Annotated in this window: 15 protein-coding genes; 14 read left to right on the top strand and 1 reads right to left on the bottom strand. The window is 39.7% G+C overall.

Annotated features, from left to right (window positions below; genetic code table 11):
- Window positions 1–18: 18 nt before the first annotated feature.
- The 10 genes from NHE85_RS13250 (at window position 19) to NHE85_RS13210 (ending at window position 12,115) form a co-directional block, all read left to right on the top strand.
- Window positions 19–2,574 (top strand): hypothetical protein, encoded by a 2,556-nt coding sequence (locus NHE85_RS13250; RefSeq protein WP_252812620.1) that lies wholly within the window; start codon window positions 19–21, stop codon window positions 2,572–2,574.
- A complete protein-coding gene (locus tag NHE85_RS13245) occupies window positions 2,574–5,264 on the top strand; it encodes a hypothetical protein (protein ID WP_252812619.1) in 2,691 nt (896 codons plus the stop codon). The genes NHE85_RS13250 and NHE85_RS13245 overlap by 1 nt, the downstream gene beginning before the upstream one ends.
- 131 nt (window positions 5,265–5,395) lie before the next feature.
- Entirely contained in the window at window positions 5,396–7,501 is a 2,106-nt protein-coding gene (locus tag NHE85_RS13240; protein ID WP_252812618.1) for a hypothetical protein, read from the top strand.
- A gap of 12 nt (window positions 7,502–7,513) precedes the next feature.
- Entirely contained in the window at window positions 7,514–7,645 is a 132-nt protein-coding gene (locus NHE85_RS16755) for a hypothetical protein (RefSeq protein WP_256474579.1), read from the top strand.
- Between the two features lie 2 nt (window positions 7,646–7,647).
- A complete protein-coding gene (locus tag NHE85_RS13235; protein WP_252812617.1) occupies window positions 7,648–8,031 on the top strand; it encodes a hypothetical protein in 384 nt (127 codons plus the stop codon).
- Window positions 8,032–8,042: 11 nt separating this feature from the next.
- Window positions 8,043–8,591, top strand: coding sequence for a hypothetical protein (locus NHE85_RS13230; RefSeq protein ID WP_252812616.1), 549 nt, complete (start codon window positions 8,043–8,045; stop codon window positions 8,589–8,591).
- On the top strand, window positions 8,563–9,027 hold the full coding sequence (locus tag NHE85_RS13225) for a M15 family metallopeptidase (RefSeq protein ID WP_252812615.1): 465 nt from the start codon (window positions 8,563–8,565) through the stop codon (window positions 9,025–9,027). The genes NHE85_RS13230 and NHE85_RS13225 overlap by 29 nt, the downstream gene beginning before the upstream one ends.
- A 2-nt stretch (window positions 9,028–9,029) precedes the next feature.
- Window positions 9,030–9,506 (top strand): hypothetical protein, encoded by a 477-nt coding sequence (locus tag NHE85_RS13220; RefSeq protein WP_252812614.1) that lies wholly within the window; start codon window positions 9,030–9,032, stop codon window positions 9,504–9,506.
- A 356-nt stretch (window positions 9,507–9,862) separates the two neighbouring features.
- Window positions 9,863–11,086: a multidrug effflux MFS transporter gene (locus NHE85_RS13215; RefSeq protein ID WP_252812613.1), complete on the top strand. Its 1,224-nt coding sequence runs from the start codon at window positions 9,863–9,865 to the stop codon at window positions 11,084–11,086.
- A gap of 147 nt (window positions 11,087–11,233) precedes the next feature.
- On the top strand, window positions 11,234–12,115 hold the full coding sequence (locus NHE85_RS13210; RefSeq protein ID WP_252812612.1) for an alpha/beta hydrolase: 882 nt from the start codon (window positions 11,234–11,236) through the stop codon (window positions 12,113–12,115).
- A gap of 4 nt (window positions 12,116–12,119) precedes the next feature.
- On the opposite strand, the gene NHE85_RS13205 is transcribed toward NHE85_RS13210, so the two are convergent.
- Window positions 12,120–13,094: a hydrogen peroxide-inducible genes activator gene (locus NHE85_RS13205; RefSeq protein WP_252812611.1), complete on the bottom strand. Its 975-nt coding sequence runs from the start codon at window positions 13,092–13,094 to the stop codon at window positions 12,120–12,122.
- Window positions 13,095–13,304: 210 nt separating this feature from the next.
- Here NHE85_RS13205 and NHE85_RS13200 point away from each other — a divergent pair, with 210 nt between their 5' ends.
- From NHE85_RS13200 to NHE85_RS13185, 4 genes are all read left to right on the top strand, one after another.
- A complete protein-coding gene (locus NHE85_RS13200) occupies window positions 13,305–13,724 on the top strand; it encodes an OsmC family protein (protein WP_252812610.1) in 420 nt (139 codons plus the stop codon).
- Between the two features lie 278 nt (window positions 13,725–14,002).
- Window positions 14,003–14,995: a UDP-3-O-(3-hydroxymyristoyl)glucosamine N-acyltransferase gene (gene lpxD, locus NHE85_RS13195; protein ID WP_252812609.1), complete on the top strand. Its 993-nt coding sequence runs from the start codon at window positions 14,003–14,005 to the stop codon at window positions 14,993–14,995.
- 194 nt (window positions 14,996–15,189) lie between these two features.
- Window positions 15,190–16,368, top strand: coding sequence for an acetyl-CoA C-acyltransferase (locus NHE85_RS13190; RefSeq protein ID WP_252812608.1), 1,179 nt, complete (start codon window positions 15,190–15,192; stop codon window positions 16,366–16,368).
- A 175-nt stretch (window positions 16,369–16,543) separates the two neighbouring features.
- Window positions 16,544–17,305 (top strand): C40 family peptidase, encoded by a 762-nt coding sequence (locus NHE85_RS13185; RefSeq protein ID WP_252812607.1) that lies wholly within the window; start codon window positions 16,544–16,546, stop codon window positions 17,303–17,305.
- The last annotated feature ends 59 nt before the right edge of the window (window positions 17,306–17,364 follow it).

Genomic DNA, 17,364 nt, shown 5'->3' with positions numbered 1-17,364 from the left:
CTTAAACTGTAATTTACTATGGCAAGCTTAGCCAGTATCAATATTATATTCGGTGTCGATGTTAAATCGTTAAGCACGGAACTGCAAAACTCGGTACGCGAGATCAAGAAATGGGGCAATGCCATGCAGGACGTGGGTAAAAGCCTTTCGGTATATGTTACCGCGCCACTTGTGGCGGCGGCAGGCGCTTCTGCTAAATTCGCATCCGATTTCAGCGAAAGCCAGAATAAAGTACAGGTGTCTTTTAAAGACAGTGCTGCACAGGTAGAGGCATTTGCGAAAACAACCCTTAAGAGCTTTGGTATTGCGGAAGGCAGCGCGCTGGATATGGCTGCGCTTTTTGGCGATATGGCAACCTCTATGGGAATACCGGAGCAGGAAGCGGCACGGCTGTCAACCTCCCTTGTGGGGCTTGCAGGCGACCTTGCTTCGTTTAAGAATATCGGTATCGCGCAGGCAACAACAGCCCTGAACGGTGTGTTTACGGGTGAAACCGAAAGCCTTAAAATGCTCGGTATTGTAATGACCGAAGCGAACCTGCAGCAGTTTGCGCTGTCTCAGGGTATTACCAAAAATATAAAAGACTTCACGCAGGCTGAAAAAGTACAGCTTCGCTACGCGTATGTTATGAAGCAGACCACTAATGCCCAGGGTGATTTTGCCCGTACGGGAGGCGGTGCTGCTAACCAGATGCGTGTACTGCAGGAAGGGCTTAAAGAACTTGCGGTACAATTCGGGCAGGCTATACTGCCTGCGCTTACGGCGGTTATAAAACAGGTAAACGGTATGGTGGGCTGGCTTAAAGAGCTTGACCCGCAATGGCGCAACTTTATTGTTGTGGTGGGTGCGGCGGCTGCAGCTGTAGGGCCTTTGGTGTACGGTTTGGGTACTGCGGCAAAAGCATACGCAAGTATGGCACAGGCAGCATATACGGCTGCGGCATCGCTGGCGGCTAACCCGCTAACGGCTGCGGCTGTGGCGCTGGGTGCACTGGCAACTTATGCTGTAGTAGCAACTTCCCGCTTTACACCGCTTACCAATGCAGTGAAAGAGCTTGATAAAGTGATGATCGGGGCTAATGAAAGTATATCTAAGGAAAGTGCTGAATTAAAAATAAATCTTGATATAGCGAAAGATGAAACTAAAAGTAAAGAAGATAGACAGAAAGCTATTTCTAAGCTTAATGCTTTATCTCCTGAGTATCTTAATAACTTAAAATTAGAAACTATTAATACTAATGCAGCTAAAGAATCTATTGATAGGTATGTTAAAAGTTTAAAAGGAAGGGCATTATATATAGCTGCGTCTAAAAAATTTCAGGAAGCTGAAGATAAATTACTTAACCTAAGAGCGGGGAACTCTGATTTAATAAAACCATCAGTGTGGCAAAACTTAGGTAATGCTTTTTTATCAGCGGGAAATGCAGCTTCTTATGCGGCAAAAAATGCTCAGACATTAGTTAATAATTATATTACTGAGGTTAAGTCGCTTGAAGATTTACAAAAGTGGCTTCAGGGTATAATTGTGGCTAATGAAAAATTTGCTGATTCACAGGATAAATCGGCACTGGCTACCTCAAAATTAAACGGCGTTATAAGCGGTGGTTTAAAATCCGGCACTATAAGCTATTACGAATCACAGATAGATGGTCTTAAAAAAATACAGAATGAAACGGTTACGACCTCTGTTGCGTATCAAAAGCTACAAATGCAGATCGAGCAGTATCAGAAACTAATCGATGCGATACAGGGTAAACGTGCGCCTGTGACATCTGTTATACCTTCCGGGTTTAGTTCAGGCCCTAAGCTGGAACTGTCTGAAACCAAAAAAAGGATCAACCAGCTTGAAGCTGATAAACAAAAATATATTGAACTGCAGAAAGCCTATGCGGAAGGTGAACCTGAATTTAAAAGGATACAAAGTGTTATTGACGGGCTTGATTTTACTATTAAGCTGAATACCGATCCGGGTGCTGTAATCAAAGCGCAGGGTGTAATTGCTACGGCTGTAGATGAAAGTAAGGCTAAAATAGCGGAGTTGCAAATAGCTGCTGAATTACTTGGTAATGGTGTGGCAGATGCTTTTGCAAGTATGGCCAACCGTTTTGTTGACAGCCTGGGGCTGGCTAATGACGGTATTCAGGGCTTTTTTAAAGTGCTTTCGCAAACGGTTATAAAAATTATTTCAACTATGCTGGCACAGTCGTTAGCGCAGTCTATAGCGGGTGCTACGGCTGCAGGTGCTGCTACGGGGCCTGCTTCTGTGGTAACTACACCTGCCTTTATAGCGGAGGCGCTTGCGGGTGTTTTTGCGGCCTTTGCGGCTATACCTAAGTTTGAAACGGGCGGTATAGTGGGCGGTAACTCGTTTACGGGTGATAAACTGCTGGCCCGTGTAAACAGCGGTGAGGTGATACTGAACCAAAAGCAACAGCAACGATTGTTAGGTATGATAAATCCGGCTGTAACACCTGCTGATATGGTGGTGCGCTTAATGGGTGGTTTTGAGATAGACGGGACAAAATTAAAACTGGTTCTTGACAGGACTGATAAACGTGATAACCGTATAAAATAATGGCTTACCGTATTGAAATAAAATTACTGCGCTACCCTACTGCCGGAAAAGGCTTTGCTTTTACGGTACAGGCGGATAATGCGGTGCTGCTTGCTGTAAGCAAGGCGTTCGGCGCGTCGGCGGGTGCTGATGTTGTTGAGCCCGGCGCTACTATAAATACGGCGGCTGCGGCACTGCGTGATAACCTTATGGCAAATAACGCTGTTGCGGGGGTTACTTATACGGCTTCGGGTACATCGGTGTACGTAGATGTTGCGGGCGATGCTTATATAACGGTGCAGGGTATTGTTCCTGAGCCTGATTATATTTCGGTGTATCCGCAGGATCCTGAAATGCGCGGTACGGGTACTTTTACTATTGACGGGCTGGTAATAGAGATTATCGATACGTATGATAATGACCGACCGCTTATAGAGGAACTCACACAGCCTTCGCAGTTAAAGCTTACCTGGGACGGCGGTGAAGACCTGTACCAGCCGATGATGCCGTCAAGCTTCCGTTTTACCATAGCGGTTACCGATGCGGCAGATGCTAAATTCCTGCACCTGCTTACGGGTGATGAAAAGCGTTACCTGGTAAAGGTGCGCAATGTTGGGGCTAACGGTACGGCCGACCTTTTATGGCAGGGTTACCTCCTGCCCGACCTGTACAGCGAACCATGGAAAAACGGGGTATCGTTCATTGAATTTACCGCCAGCGATATGCTGGCATCGTTAAAGACAAAAACATTTAAGCCCTGGTATTACAGGCAGACGTATAATATGGCGGAGCTTTTTGGGCTTATACTTGCGGAAACGGGGCTTGTACAGGAAATGTATATACGCCCTACGCTGGTAAATGTAAGTGATCCTGATTACCGCTGGGAAGCTATGAACGTAGGGTTAAGCACTTTTGTTAGCGATAACAAATATACTAACCTGTATGATATACTTGAAAAAGTACTAAAAGCGCAGGGGCTTCAGATAAGCAGCTACCGCGGTAAGTGGTTTATTGAAGGTGTTACACGCCGAAATGAGGGTAAAGGCTTCCTGAGCCGTATAAGTATTACTGAAGTGTATCACCCGGACGGAGTGTTCCGTAAATCGATAACCGGCGGGCATAAGGTGATAGCGCCGCTTTTTATGGAGCAGGTTCCGGTGCTTTCGGCGTTAACGCCATGGAAAGCGGTGAATGTTAATTTTGATGCAAAAGCTGATGAAGGGTTGTTTCCTGCTTCTGTTGGGGGTAAGGATTACTACTCTACCCGTTATCGTTATGATTCTGATTTTGCTGATTATACCAATGGTTATGTAACCCGTATCAATGCGGCATGGGCTAAAATAAGCGGGAGCTTTTTTAACTGGAGTAATAGTGAAAAACCGTTTTTTTACTATGGTATTGATGACGGTAATTATAACAGCAATGAAGCTTCGGCGCTGCTTAATTATTTTGAGTGTACGCTGCATCCGTACGTAGTCGCAGGGCGCAGGTATAAAATAGAGCTTGATGTAACTGTTGATTTTGATTATATCGTAAAACCGAATCCGGGTGCTTTTGCCGAACTGCTTTCAGGTGATAATTATAACAGGCTTGTAATATGGATGCTTGCAATAGATGGTACTGAATTTCTGTCTAACCGTCCGGGAAACTATGTAAATAAGCTGTTGCAGTTTACTAAAACCACTACTGTAAATACAAATCTTGATCTGTCGGCAACCTTTAAGCTGGAATATGAATTTGTTGTGCCTAAAAGCGGATTTACCGATTTCAGGTTTATTGCGCCTATAGGTGATTTTGTTGATGATTACGGTATCACGGCTTTTCTTGCCACACTTGAAACCTTAAAAATAGCCCTGGTGAAAAGCGCCTCGGATATTGAGAGTGTTTCTGCTGTGCGGCCTGTAAGCTATACGCAGGAGCTGGATATGGATATTGCTTTTACGTGTACCGTTGACAGTTCTGTAAAAAATAGTTTTGGTATTGCTAAGAATGCTTTCGCAAGGTTCAGGGAAGTACCCGTAACAGACGCTAACCAGTTTTATGATACCCATTATCAATCGATAGATTATGATGTGTATAACCCGATACTTGATGAATGGTCGGTAAGTTATACCGTTGCTGCTTACCTGGCACTTACTTACTGGGGTATTGATACGTTTACTCGTGATGTGCTGTTTAAAGTGCAGCAGAATTACAACCTGTTTATGATAAAGGCAGACGGAACGGCAATAGAGTATCCGTCGATATATTATAAAAAAGCTACAATTACCGGCGTACCGCTTATAGCTGCGTATAACGGATATATAGCGCCTCCTCCCGGATTTACACAGCCGTATATTCCTGAAGATTATAAAGAACTGCCGGTTCCTCAAGAGGGTGATAAGCTATTTGTTATGCTTTCGCTGTTTCCTGAGGAAGACAGGCGCAACCGTGACCTGTGGAAAATATCGGGGTTACCTGACAGTACTGCCGACAGCTATGTAAAAACACTGGCTAAAGCCTGCCATGCGGTTCGCCCTGATGTAAGCTTTGCGCTGAATGCTACGGCACTGGCGCTGGTATGGCCTCAGGAACTTGTGGGGTTTGCATATAACGGCGCGGGCAGGGTGTTTATTCCTACACGGCTGGAACTGGACCTTACGGAAGGGAAAACCACGGTTACTGCCTGCGAGGCGCTATTTGAGAACCTAAATGATATAACCTATGAATAACAATAAAGTGCATATCATTTTTGCACGGCCAAAAAGATATACCACAACGGTTACGGCGCCAAGCGGTAAATGTTCGGACACGGTGATAAAGTGCAGCAGCACAATTGTAAAAACAAGTAAAAGCTAAAACAATGGCACAGGAATTAATAAATAACGGCGCATTTGATAATGATCCGGCAGCAGATACACTGAGGGTCGGTTTTGAAAAGGTAAACGATAATTTTACCGAACTGTATGATTTCATTGCTAAAAAAGGCAAGGTTATTTCGCTGGGTTTTACAAGCTCTGTAGTAAACGCTGCGCTTATCGAAACGAAAATGGATGCCCGTACAACGGTTGTGGGTGAAAAAGACTGTCCGTTATACATTGTTATAACCGATGCGCCTGTATTTACACCCGGTGAAACGGGCGGGCCTATATTCGGAACGTTCAGCCCGTCCAAAAAATATGTTTTTGCTGCTTTCCTGGAGCCCGGTACGTATGGCGTTGGCGGTACGAATACGGTATCGTCTAACTTTTACCTGATATCGGTGCTTAACCTGCAACCGGAAGATATAACGTCAGACCCTGACGCTGTAATTGATCCGCTTGGCACGGTACCGGACGGGCAGACTTTTGTTGATGTGGCAAATGAAAGCCTGTGGGATTTCAGCGACAGCGGTGAGGAAACCGATACGGGTATCATACAGCATTACTTCAGCTTTACGGCAGATGGCAAGCTTATGTTTGCTTTGTTTACGGGTACACCCGGCACGTATGGTGATGGCGGTACTGCCGATTTTACCGATGAGATGTTTGTTATTACTACTGATGATGCGGCGGGCAGTTCACCTTACGCCCTTGACAACAACGTAGTACACAAAACAGGGGAAACAAGTCAGGATGTTGACGGTGACCTAAATATTGATGGTAATGTATCTTCAACACAGCAGCCAACAAGCGCAGAGCATCTTGCGCGTAAAGATTATGTAGATGCTCTTGTTACGGGTATTGTTCGCCTTGCGGGTGACTGGGATGCTTCCGGTGGTACGTACCCTACAACGGGTACCGGTTCAGGAGGTGCTGTAAGGCGCGGGGATTCTTATATTGTATCGGTAGAAGGTGCAATAAACGGAAGTTTTTACGGAGTGGGTGATAGTTTCTACTCAAAAGTAAATTCACCCGGGCAGACACCTTCTAACTGGGCGAGATTTGAGGTACCTTCAGGTATCGGTACGTCAGTTCTTGCGGGTATCGGTAAATTATATACCGGCACCGGAAGTAATACCGATGGATCTATGACTCAGAATGCTATAACGTCAGCATTGGCTAATTCGCCAAACTGGAACGCTGCGTTTAGCTGGGGTGATTACAAAACCTCAGGCTGGGGAACCGGTGTACAAAATAATACTGCATATACAGGCGATGTATTTGCTATAGCAACAACACTTGTGGTAAGGGTTTCGAATGCTGCTTCAAATTTGCCCGTGAATGAAAGCGGTGTTTTAGTTTCCTATTTTAGAAGCACAACCTATGGCCTGTTAATATTTCATGCAGATTCCGGAGGTATATATTATAATATAAAGAACGGTGCTGCTTTTTCAACGGGCGGGTGGAAAAGAACATGGAGTAGTTCAGATTTTACAACTACAGATATAGCTAACTGGAATGCGAAACAGGCTGCGTTGGTTAGTGGTACTAATATTAAAACTATAGAAGGGCAGTCGCTACTGGGTAGCGGTAATATTGATCTGACTAAATCTGATGTTGGCTTATCCAATGTTGATAACACAAGTGATTTGAGTAAACCTGTAAGTACGGCAACGCAAGCAGTATTAGACGCAAAACAGGCAACGCTTGTCAGTGGAACAAATATTAAGAGTATAAATGGAAATAGCTTAATTGGTTCCGGCAACCTCGTTATTGACTCAAGGCCTTATAAAGTATATACGGCTCTAATTACACAAAGTGGTACGTCAGCACCGACTGTAACAATTTTAGAAAACACATTGTCCGGTCCTATATCTTGGGTTTATACAAGCACTGGTTTATATACCGGAACACTAAACGCTGCTTTTGTGTTAAATAAAACATGGGCGTTCATTAATCTTGGGGATTCCAGTATCTCGGGGAATCAAGTTAAAGTCTCAAGGATTAATACTAATGATTTAGGGATAAGAACTTTTAATTCTTCAAATTCTGCTGCTGATGGGGTTCTAAATGGAGCATCTTTAATAGAAATAAGAGTTTATAATTAAAAATAAATACAGATGGAATCAAAAATCTTTACCATGGTCTATGATGATCAGCCGGAACTGCTTGAAGAAGTAACTGCTTTCCTGAATACGAAGTACGAAAACAAAGCGGTAATAGTACCGGGCGTACTTAAAAGAACGAAATAATTATGAGGGGATGGGCTGTATATATGAAGTTAGTAGCTGTAGTACCTGTGATGCAGATGGCAGTACTGCTGTATCTCGCTTTCTTTACTGTGGGTGATGGTGCAATGCAGTGGCTGGGTGCGGAGTTTGGCGCAGGCACAGTTGTTTATCTTGTATATGCAGCCCTGTTTTTCAGTCCGTATGTCCGGCTTAAATACTGCCTGCTGATACGCTGCATAGTTGCGGGACTTATTGCTAACCATGTTTTGTATGAGATCAGGCCGTTAATCAGTTATGATCTGTATGGCAACCTTTATACAAAGCTATGCTGCCTGTGTTCGCTGCTATGCTGGTTAATGCTTGTTTACGGAAATAAAAATAAAAAGTCATGTGGTGCCAATTTATAAGCTTACTAACGATGTTCAGAAAAATATTTTATACCATAATCCTGTTGTCGGCCGATAAGCCAACATTCTGGGAAAAGATAGGTTACCTGGTTAAACTTGTAATGTCGTTTGGTATGGTTGCCTGGCTGCTGGATAAATGCGGATTATGGTTTCAGGATAACGAAATGTTTTTTACAGGGCTTATAATGGCTATGTTTATTAATATGGTCTTTGGTTATGCTTACCATAAAAAGATAAAGGATTTTCACTGGAAGAAATTCTTTTTAAAGAATATAGAAATGTGGGGTATTATCCTGCTGGTGTACCCGTTCCTTGAAGTGATTTCGCATGTTGCGGGCAATAATATACTTGCGGAAACTTTTAAAATAACATTGCAAATATCTACGCTGCTGTATCCGGGCAGTAAAGCTTTGAAAAACGCCTACCTGCTTTCGGAAAAGAAATTCCCTCCCGGTTTTGTAATGAACCGCCTGTATAATTTTGAAAAAACGGGCGACCTGAATGAATTAATTAACGGTAAACAAGATAATTATGATAACAACGAAACAGGCGATAGCTAAATACGGCACGCCAAATGAACACGGAACCTATTTAACGTCAATACAACTGCCATACCCTATGCGGCTGGCATGGGACTTAAACACTACTGTAAAAACTATGCGCTGTCACAGGCTGGTAGCTGATAAGTTTAAAGCAGTCTTTACCGACCTGCTGGCGTATTACGGATACGAAAAAATAAAAGAACTGGGTATAGACCTTTTTGGGGGCTGTTTTAACTTCAGGGCTATGCGTGGCGGTTCTGACTGGTCGCGCCATAGCTGGGGTATTGCTATAGACTTAGATCCGTTACGCAATAAGCTTAAGGAAAGCAAGCGCACAGCACGTTTTGCACGTCCGGAGTATAAACCTATGATCGATATTTTTTACAAGCATGGGTTTGTGAGCTTAGGTGTAGAGAAAGATTATGACTGGATGCATTTTGAAATAAGGGAATAGTTATGAAATATATTATATACATAGTGATTGCCTTATTGTTTATATCGTGTGGTATGCGTAAAGTAAACAGGCAGCACCAGGAAAGCACTAAAGTTACAGAAACTGCCAAAACAGAAACAAAAGAAGCTGTAACAGAAATACAATCGAATGAGGTTTTAGTTTCCAATACTGATGATATTGTAATAACGCCTGTAGATAGTTCAAAGCCTTTGGAGATCATAGATCATACAGGTAAAACAACAATATTAAAAAACGCCCGTATAGAGCGTAAAAAACAAAACATAACATCTAACACGTTAGTTACTGAAAAAAAGCAGGAAACTGAAAAAAAAGAGGTAAATAATAAAGCTACAGAGCAAAGCAGTAGCGATAGTAAAACATCTGAACGGGATATTAATTTTTATAGCTGGTTCTTTTGGTTTATTCTCCTGGTTATAGTGTTGTATCTTATAAGTAAAGTAAAGAGTAGTTTTTCATAATTTGGTTTTTTGTTGGTTGGAATGGCCTCCTGTATCCGGGAGGCTTTTCTTTTGCAGAAAAGCTATATATTTGCTTTAATTTTAAAAAAAAAATAATTACCTCGAAAATAAGGCTAAAAAAGACCTTTTAAACCGCTTGTTTTGCACTTCGGTTGGACTTTGTTTTTTGATTACCTGTATAAGTAGCTGTTTTTTAACCCCGTAAAAGCGTTAAAATTTTGCCTTCTAAGCAGGCGGTCTCAGGTTCGAATCCTGACGCGATCACGAAACAAAACCCACTCACTAAGAGTGGGTTTTTTGCTTTCCTTATTTTAGAAGTAATATTATATAATTTCTACTGTCTTCTTTATTACACCATGACACGCAAAAAATATATTTCGCTTATATTAATTTTAGGATCTTTAACTGCACTTGGCCCATTTTCTATAGATATGTACCTGCCTGGCTTTAATGCCATTGCAGAAGATCTACATACAACTGTAAATAAAGTTTCTTTATCGCTGTCAAGTTATTTTATTGGCATAGCTGCAGGGCAATTACTATATGGCCCACTACTGGATCGTTACGGGAGGAAAAATCCGTTATATGCAGGACTTGCAGTGTATATACTGGCGTCAATAGGCTGTTCAGCAGCTACTGATATTGATAGTTTTATCCTGTTACGATTTATACAGGCTGTGGGAAGCTGTGCTGCATCTGTAGCCGCAATGGCTATGGTTCGCGATCTTTTCCCTGTAGAAGACAACCCGAAAGTGTTTTCGCTACTTATGCTGGTCGTGGGGCTTTCACCTATGCTGGCTCCTACAATAGGCAGTTATGTAATTGCCGGATTTGGCTGGCATACTATTTTTATAATTCTTGCCTTAATGGGCTTCAGTATATTATTAGCTTCACGTTTTGGGCTGGAACATACCAGAAAATCTGATTTTTCTATATCTCTTAAACCAAAACCCATAATTAAAGGATTTATAAGTGTAATTAGCCATCCTCAGTTTTATACGTATGCCATATCCGGTGCTATAGCCTTTTCAGGCCTGTTTACCTATGTGGCTGGTTCTCCCCTACTATTTATGGATATTTTTAAAGTGTCGGGAGAAACATACGGCTGGATATTCGCCTTTATGTCAGTCAGCTTTATAGGTACGAGTCAGTTAAATTCAATATTGCTAAGAAAATATAAAAGCGCACAACTGGTTAAAGCAGGACTATTACTGCAAAGTACTATAAGTATATGCTTTTTAATTGCCGCTATAAATAACTGGCTTACACTATATAGCACAATAGCTATGTTGTTTCTTTATTTAGGGTGTCTTGGACTCACAAACCCTAACACTGCCGGATTGTCGTTAGCACCTTTTTCAGAAAATGCCGGGAGTGCTTCTGCTCTATTGGGTGCGCTACAATTAGGGCTTGGAGCAGTAGCCTCTATGCTTGTGGGTATTTTTGTAAAAACATCAATGGTGCCAATGATAGCAATTATGGCCGGAAGCACCATAATAGCATTATTAATTTTACTTATAGGCAAAAGAAATATAGCATCAGTAAATGAAAGTGATTCTGAAAGTATAACAATACATTAAAATTTCTGAAATTTAGCAGGGCTTTTCTATTTTTAAGTTTAGTATTGAATTCATTATATTCGTATTCAAATATTTATAATGGAAAGAAACAATAATAAAAAAATTATAAAACACATTGTAAGATTGTTCATTGTAATTTTTGTACTAATGAACATAATTGCAATTTTCCATTCTTATAAATTCACGCATTTTTCAGATAAAATCCAATCAAGAACTGATGCAAATAATCTTACTGCATCACAAAAGGCAGGCATCTTATTCTTTGGTGTAAATAATCCACGTCCTGTAAATACCAAAAAACCTTCACAACCCTATCAAAACATTAAATTAAAGAGTAACGTTGCAATAGAATGCTGGAGTATAAAAGTACCCAACCCAAAAGGAACCATAATATTATTTCATGGGTATGGAGGTAAAAAATCAGACATGTTGGATAAATCAGATGAATTTTTAAAACTTGGCTACAATACCCTACTTGTAGATTTTATGGGCTCCGGAGGATCTGAAGGCAACACCACTACTATTGGTTATTTTGAAGCACAACAGGTAAAAACATGTTATGATTATTTAAAAACAAAAGGAGAAAACAATATACATCTGTTTGGTACTTCTATGGGATCTGCTGCCATTCTTAAAGCTATAAAAGATTACAATTTGTCTCCAAAATCCATACTGCTTGAATGTCCTTTTGGCTCAATGTACAAAACAGTTTGTGCAAGATTCAGGATAATGAAAGCTCCTACATTTCCTATGGCAGGCTTACTCATGTTTTGGGGCGGCATACAAAATGGCTTTTGGGCATTTAATAACAATCCTGAAGAATATGCTGCAGCTGTTAATTGCCCTACACTACTATTATATGGCAATAAAGATAATAGAGTAAGCCGTGAAGAAACACACACCGTATTTAAAAACATTAAGGGCAAAAAGAAGCTGGTTATTTTTCACGGAGCAGGGCATGAAAATTACCTGGTAAACCATAAAGAACAATGGGTAACCAGTATTACTGCTTTTATGAAGAACATTTAAGCTTTTATAAAGACCCTGCTGTAGCATTTATAAAATAAGGCGAATCATTCCATTGTATTTTTTTATACTTATAGTCCTGTTTAAGAGAATCCGGCAGGCAGCTCCATATAGTCTGGCTCATTTTTTCCAGAAGTAATTTTCGTGAAAAAGTATCGGATGTTACCAAACTTATCTCCCTTACAGGTTTTGGATCTTTAAAGGGTTTAAAAAGCGTGCTTTCTTTTTCATTAATAACAGATAGTTGCGGAATAATTGCAAAACCCAATTCAGCACGTACAAGATTTTTAAGCGTTTCTATAGAATTAATATCATAATCAAACTGTTCATTAACCTTATCATACCTATCTGTTAAACCACATATATCGAGCATTTGTGCATTATAACAATACTCCTGCTGTAATAATAATAAATATGGTTTATCACCCTGATTTATTTCATAATATTCCTCCTCAGACATTGGATGGTTCTCATGAAGAAAAGCTACGAAGGGTTCATTAAAAACAGGATATTCTCTTAATCCGGGCATACCCGTAGGTGTAGCCATTAATGCAATATCTATTTCACCTGTTTGTAAACCGTGTAATAACTGTCCTGTACCGGTTTCTTTAATCGTAAAATGCATATCGGGTACTATGCTTTTCATAGCCTTAATAAACTGCGGTATTAAGTAAGGTGATAATGTACTTATAACTCCTAATGTAACATTCCCTTTTAAATCGTTCTTCTGGTTAACTACAAAACCACGAATAGCCTCGGCTTCATACAACACTTTTTTTGCACGTGTTATTATCTCTGTGCCCAATAATGTAGGACGTAAAGGCACTTTAGTTCTGTCAAATATTTTAATTCCTATTTCTCCTTCTAAATTTTTAAGCTGAATGGTAAGTCCGGGTTGCGTAACCATACATTGCTCCGCAGCCTTAGCAAAATGGCGGTGCTCATCTAAAGCTACTATGTAGCGCAATTGCTGTAAAGTCATACATTATTAATTTATTTTATAAAGGTATAAAATTATTAATTTGATTTATATATAGCTATTAAAATATCTTTGTCTTGTCAAAATGAAACAATGGAGTTTTAGGAAAGTATAAACTAAAATACTTATGAAAATGGTAATAAATAAAAAGCAATTAAAAATTTAAACTAATTTTAATAACACAAAAAATAATAACTTTTAAAATTTAATATTATGAAATTCACAAGAAAAGCAAACGCAAACTGGAAAGGTACAGGTATGGAAGGCAAAGGAACTATATCTACCGAAAGTACAACACTGGATAAAGCACAACTATCATTTAAAACACGTTTTGCAGATGGCGTTGGTACAAACCCGGAAGAACTTATTGCTGCTGCTCATTCAGGATGTTATACTATGCAGTTGAGTTTTCTTTTAAATGAAGCAGGGTTTACTGCCGATAATTTAGATACTGAAGCACAGGTAACATTTGAAGACGGAACAATAACCAAAATCCATTTAAAGCTTGAAGCTACCGTACCTGGAATAACGGAGCAGGATTTTCAGGCATCAGCTCAAAAAGCAAAAGAAATATGTCCTGTATCTAAATTGCTAAAAGCAGAAATTACTTTATCTGCTACATTAGTACTTTAATCAAAATCGCTATTATAAAAAAACCACCTCTCTATACGAGGTGGTTTTTTTATGTACCTATCTTTATACTAATAGTTTAAATATTCCGTTATTAGTTAATAGCGGCACTTACAATAATTATATCAGCCAAATCACACTACTATTATTTCTATAAAAATCAGTTTTTTTATCCTCCCTATCAATTTCTTTCTATATTTACCCGCATTACATAAAAAATTTGCACTTAATCAAAGGCATTTTTTTCTATTTTTTAAAAAAAAACAAACAATATCTAAAATATGAAATCTTATTCTGTAAAGGAAATCAGCGAAAAGCTGAATGGAGAGCTTGTAGGCTTTACCAGCCACAATATTTTTTCTCCCGAACAGCTTGAACTGGCAAATAATGACCAGATTTCCTTTATCGGAAATAAAAAGTATGAAAAATTGTGGGCAGATTCTAAAGCATCGGTTGCTGTAGTGAATACAGATATTGCTATAGAACCAGGAGATAACAGGGCTTTTATAAAAGTAGCCAATGCCGATTTGGCAATGTCTAAAGTACTTGAATTATTTGCTCCTGCCCCACCCGCTTTTGATAATGAAATTCACGGTACAGCGGTAATTCATGAAACTGCAGTTATAGGTGAAGGCACAAAAATTGGCGCAGGATGTTACGTAGGTCCTAACGTAAAAATTGGCAATAATACTACTGTTTACCCCAACGCTACAATACTTGACGAAAGTACCATCGGTAACAATACCATTATATGGTCTGGCGCAGTAATACGAGAGCGTTGCCATATCGGTTCATATTGTATAATACATCCCAATGCTACAATTGGTGCAGATGGTTTCGGCTTTAGGCCATGCCCGCAGCAAGGGTTAGCAAAAATTCCTCAAATTGGAAATGTAGTAATTGGCAATGGTGTAGAAATTGGTGCTAACTCATGTGTAGATCGTGGTAAATTCAGTTCTACGATTGTAGGTGATGGCTGTAAAATAGACAACCTCGTACAAATAGGACACAATAGTGTTCTTGGTAAATTTTGTATTATGGCCGGTAACAGCGGACTTGCAGGTTCAGTAACTTTAGGGAATGGTGTTATTATTGGCGGAAGTGCCTCTATAAAAGACCATACAACTATAGGTAACGGTGCAACCGTAGGTGCAGGTTCTGGTGTAACAGGCGATATTCCTGCCGGAAAAGTAATGCTTGGGTATCCTGCTGTTGAAGCAAGAACAGCTTTAAAACAATGGGCCATGCTAAAACGAATGGCAGAAAATAAATAGTCAATTGTTATATGCAATATTTAAACCCGCTCTTTGAGTGGGTTTTTCTTTTTTAAAATATTCCTGCTTCAAAATTAATAAAGGATAATACTCAAAAAAACAGGTGTTTTTACAATAATTTTTAAACAGTTTGTTTTTATCTGTATCAAAATTCATTAAATTCGCAACTTCAATAAATAATAAGGTTATACATTATGAATAAGAAAGTAGTAATCGTTTCGGCTGTACGTACACCAATTGGCAGCTTTATGGGTGCATTATCTACCGTTACAGCTTCACAGCTTGGAGCTGCAGCTATAAAAGGTGCACTTGAAAAAATAAATTTAGACCCAAAACACGTAGATGAAGTTATTATGGGTAATGTAGTGCAGGCAGGTGTTGGACAGGCTCCGGCAAGACAGGCATCTCGTTTTGCAGGACTACCGGATTCGGTTATTGCTACTACAGTAAATAAAGTTTGTGCTTCGGGTATGAAAGCTGTTATGCAGGCTGCACAGGCTATACAACTTGGCGATGCTGACGTTATTGTTGCCGGTGGTATGGAAAACATGAGCCTTATACCTCATTATGTACAAATGAGAACTGGTGTTAAGTTTGGTCCTGCTACAATGGTTGACGGATTACAAAAAGACGGACTTACAGATGCATACGATAACAACGCTATGGGTGTTTGTGCCGATGCTACCGCTGCAGAATATAAAATTTCTCGTGAAGAGCAGGATAATTTTGCTATAGAATCTTACAAACGTTCTGCTGCTGCCTGGGATGCAGGAAAATTTGATAATGAAATTGTTCCTGTTGCTGTTCCGCAACGCAGAGGTGAGCCTGTAATGGTTACTAAAGATGAGGAATATACAAACGTAAAGCTTGATAAAATACCTTCGCTTAATGCGGTATTCACTAAAGATGGTACTGTTACTGCTGCCAATGCTTCTACCATTAATGATGGTGCTGCTGCGCTTGTAATTATGAGTGAAGAAAAAGCTAACGAACTTGGACTTAAACCTCTTGCATATATAAAAGGATATGCAGATGCTGAGCAGGAGCCTAAATGGTTTACTACTACTCCGGCTAAAGCACTTCCAAAAGCGTTAGATAAAGCAGGTATAACTAAAGAAAACGTAGATTTCTTCGAATTTAACGAGGCATTCTCTGTTGTAGGTATTGCCAACTCTAAAATATTAGGCCTTGATGCAGCTAAAGTTAACGTTAATGGTGGTGCTGTATCTTTAGGACATCCTCTTGGATGTTCTGGCGCAAGAATTATAGTTACCCTTATAAATGTACTTGAGCAAAACAATGCAAAAACCGGAGCCGCAGCTATATGTAATGGTGGTGGTGGTGCTTCTGCAATTGTTATTGAGCGTCCTTAATTAAATAGGTTATTAAAAGTTGTTATTAACTTACTAAAAACAGCTTTCAGCATATAACGCTGCTTCAGATTTTACTGCTATATTTGTGGTATCTGAGAGCAGCGTTATCTTTTTTTATAGTTGTCTGTGATTAATAGAAATAGAAAATAATCAATAAAAAATCAATCACTAAAGGATGTTTGGTATTTGTAATCTTGCCATTGTGCCCCTCCGTTTAGAACCAAGCGACAGAAGCGAAATGACTACGCAGGTATTGTTTGGAGAACATTTTAAAATTTTGGAGCAAACCGAAAACTGGTCACGTATTGAGCTGGCGTTTGATGGTTATAATGGTTGGATAGATAATAAACAATACCGATTTATAAGTGAAGCTGATTATACTACACTTAGTAGTACCCCGCTTGTTTTAAATGCCGACCTGATTGAATATCTTACAACACCTGATAACCAACTGATTTCTGTACCAATTGGTTCTTCACTTACTTTTTTAGATCATCCTTCTATTAATACTGAAAATTTTATATTCGAGGGGCTAAAAACATCTGGCATTACCAGCAAACAACAATTGCTTCAAACTGCCTTTATGTACCTCAATACACCTTATTTATGGGGAGGTAAAACACCTTTTGGTATAGACTGTTCCGGTTTTACTCAAATGGTCTATAAGCTAAACGGATATTCATTATTACGGGATGCTTCACAACAGGCTACTCAGGGTGAAGCCCTTAGCTTTATTGAAGAAAGCGAACCCGGAGATCTTGCCTTTTTTGATAATGAAGAAGGGAGAATAGTTCATGTAGGTATTATTATGGAAGATAATCATATAATACACGGACACGGTAAAGTAAGGATAGACCGTCTTGACCATTTAGGTATTTATAATATTGACACAAAGAGGCATTCACACAAGCTTAGGGTAATTAAGAAGATTATATAAAAGAGGGCGGGTTTATTAACTGATTTTTGTATATATTATTAAGTAAAAAATAATTGTTG

Source organism: Flavobacterium sp. NRK1, from assembly GCF_024054175.1.
Taxonomy (GTDB): Bacteria; Bacteroidota; Bacteroidia; order Flavobacteriales; family Flavobacteriaceae; genus Flavobacterium.
Note: the sequence above shows the minus strand (reverse complement) of the source record. Positions and strands in the feature narration are given on the sequence as shown.

What these genes read in the sequence shown, in the direction of transcription:
- NHE85_RS13250 (WP_252812620.1), top strand. Translation starts at nt 19, where the DNA reads ATGGCAAGCTTAGCCAGTATCAATATTATATTCGGTGTCGATGTTAAA.
- NHE85_RS13245 (WP_252812619.1), top strand. Translation starts at nt 2,574, where the DNA reads ATGGCTTACCGTATTGAAATAAAATTACTGCGCTACCCTACTGCCGGA.
- NHE85_RS13240 (WP_252812618.1), top strand. Translation starts at nt 5,396, where the DNA reads ATGGCACAGGAATTAATAAATAACGGCGCATTTGATAATGATCCGGCA.
- NHE85_RS16755 (WP_256474579.1), top strand. Translation starts at nt 7,514, where the DNA reads ATGGAATCAAAAATCTTTACCATGGTCTATGATGATCAGCCGGAACTG.
- NHE85_RS13235 (WP_252812617.1), top strand. Translation starts at nt 7,648, where the DNA reads ATGAGGGGATGGGCTGTATATATGAAGTTAGTAGCTGTAGTACCTGTG.
- NHE85_RS13230 (WP_252812616.1), top strand. Translation starts at nt 8,043, where the DNA reads ATGTTCAGAAAAATATTTTATACCATAATCCTGTTGTCGGCCGATAAG.
- NHE85_RS13225 (WP_252812615.1), top strand. Translation starts at nt 8,563, where the DNA reads ATGATAACAACGAAACAGGCGATAGCTAAATACGGCACGCCAAATGAA.
- NHE85_RS13220 (WP_252812614.1), top strand. Translation starts at nt 9,030, where the DNA reads ATGAAATATATTATATACATAGTGATTGCCTTATTGTTTATATCGTGT.
- NHE85_RS13215 (WP_252812613.1), top strand. Translation starts at nt 9,863, where the DNA reads ATGACACGCAAAAAATATATTTCGCTTATATTAATTTTAGGATCTTTA.
- NHE85_RS13210 (WP_252812612.1), top strand. Translation starts at nt 11,234, where the DNA reads ATGAACATAATTGCAATTTTCCATTCTTATAAATTCACGCATTTTTCA.
- NHE85_RS13205 (WP_252812611.1), bottom strand. Translation starts at nt 13,094, where the DNA reads ATGACTTTACAGCAATTGCGCTACATAGTAGCTTTAGATGAGCACCGC.
- NHE85_RS13200 (WP_252812610.1), top strand. Translation starts at nt 13,305, where the DNA reads ATGAAATTCACAAGAAAAGCAAACGCAAACTGGAAAGGTACAGGTATG.
- lpxD (WP_252812609.1), top strand. Translation starts at nt 14,003, where the DNA reads ATGAAATCTTATTCTGTAAAGGAAATCAGCGAAAAGCTGAATGGAGAG.
- NHE85_RS13190 (WP_252812608.1), top strand. Translation starts at nt 15,190, where the DNA reads ATGAATAAGAAAGTAGTAATCGTTTCGGCTGTACGTACACCAATTGGC.
- NHE85_RS13185 (WP_252812607.1), top strand. Translation starts at nt 16,544, where the DNA reads ATGTTTGGTATTTGTAATCTTGCCATTGTGCCCCTCCGTTTAGAACCA.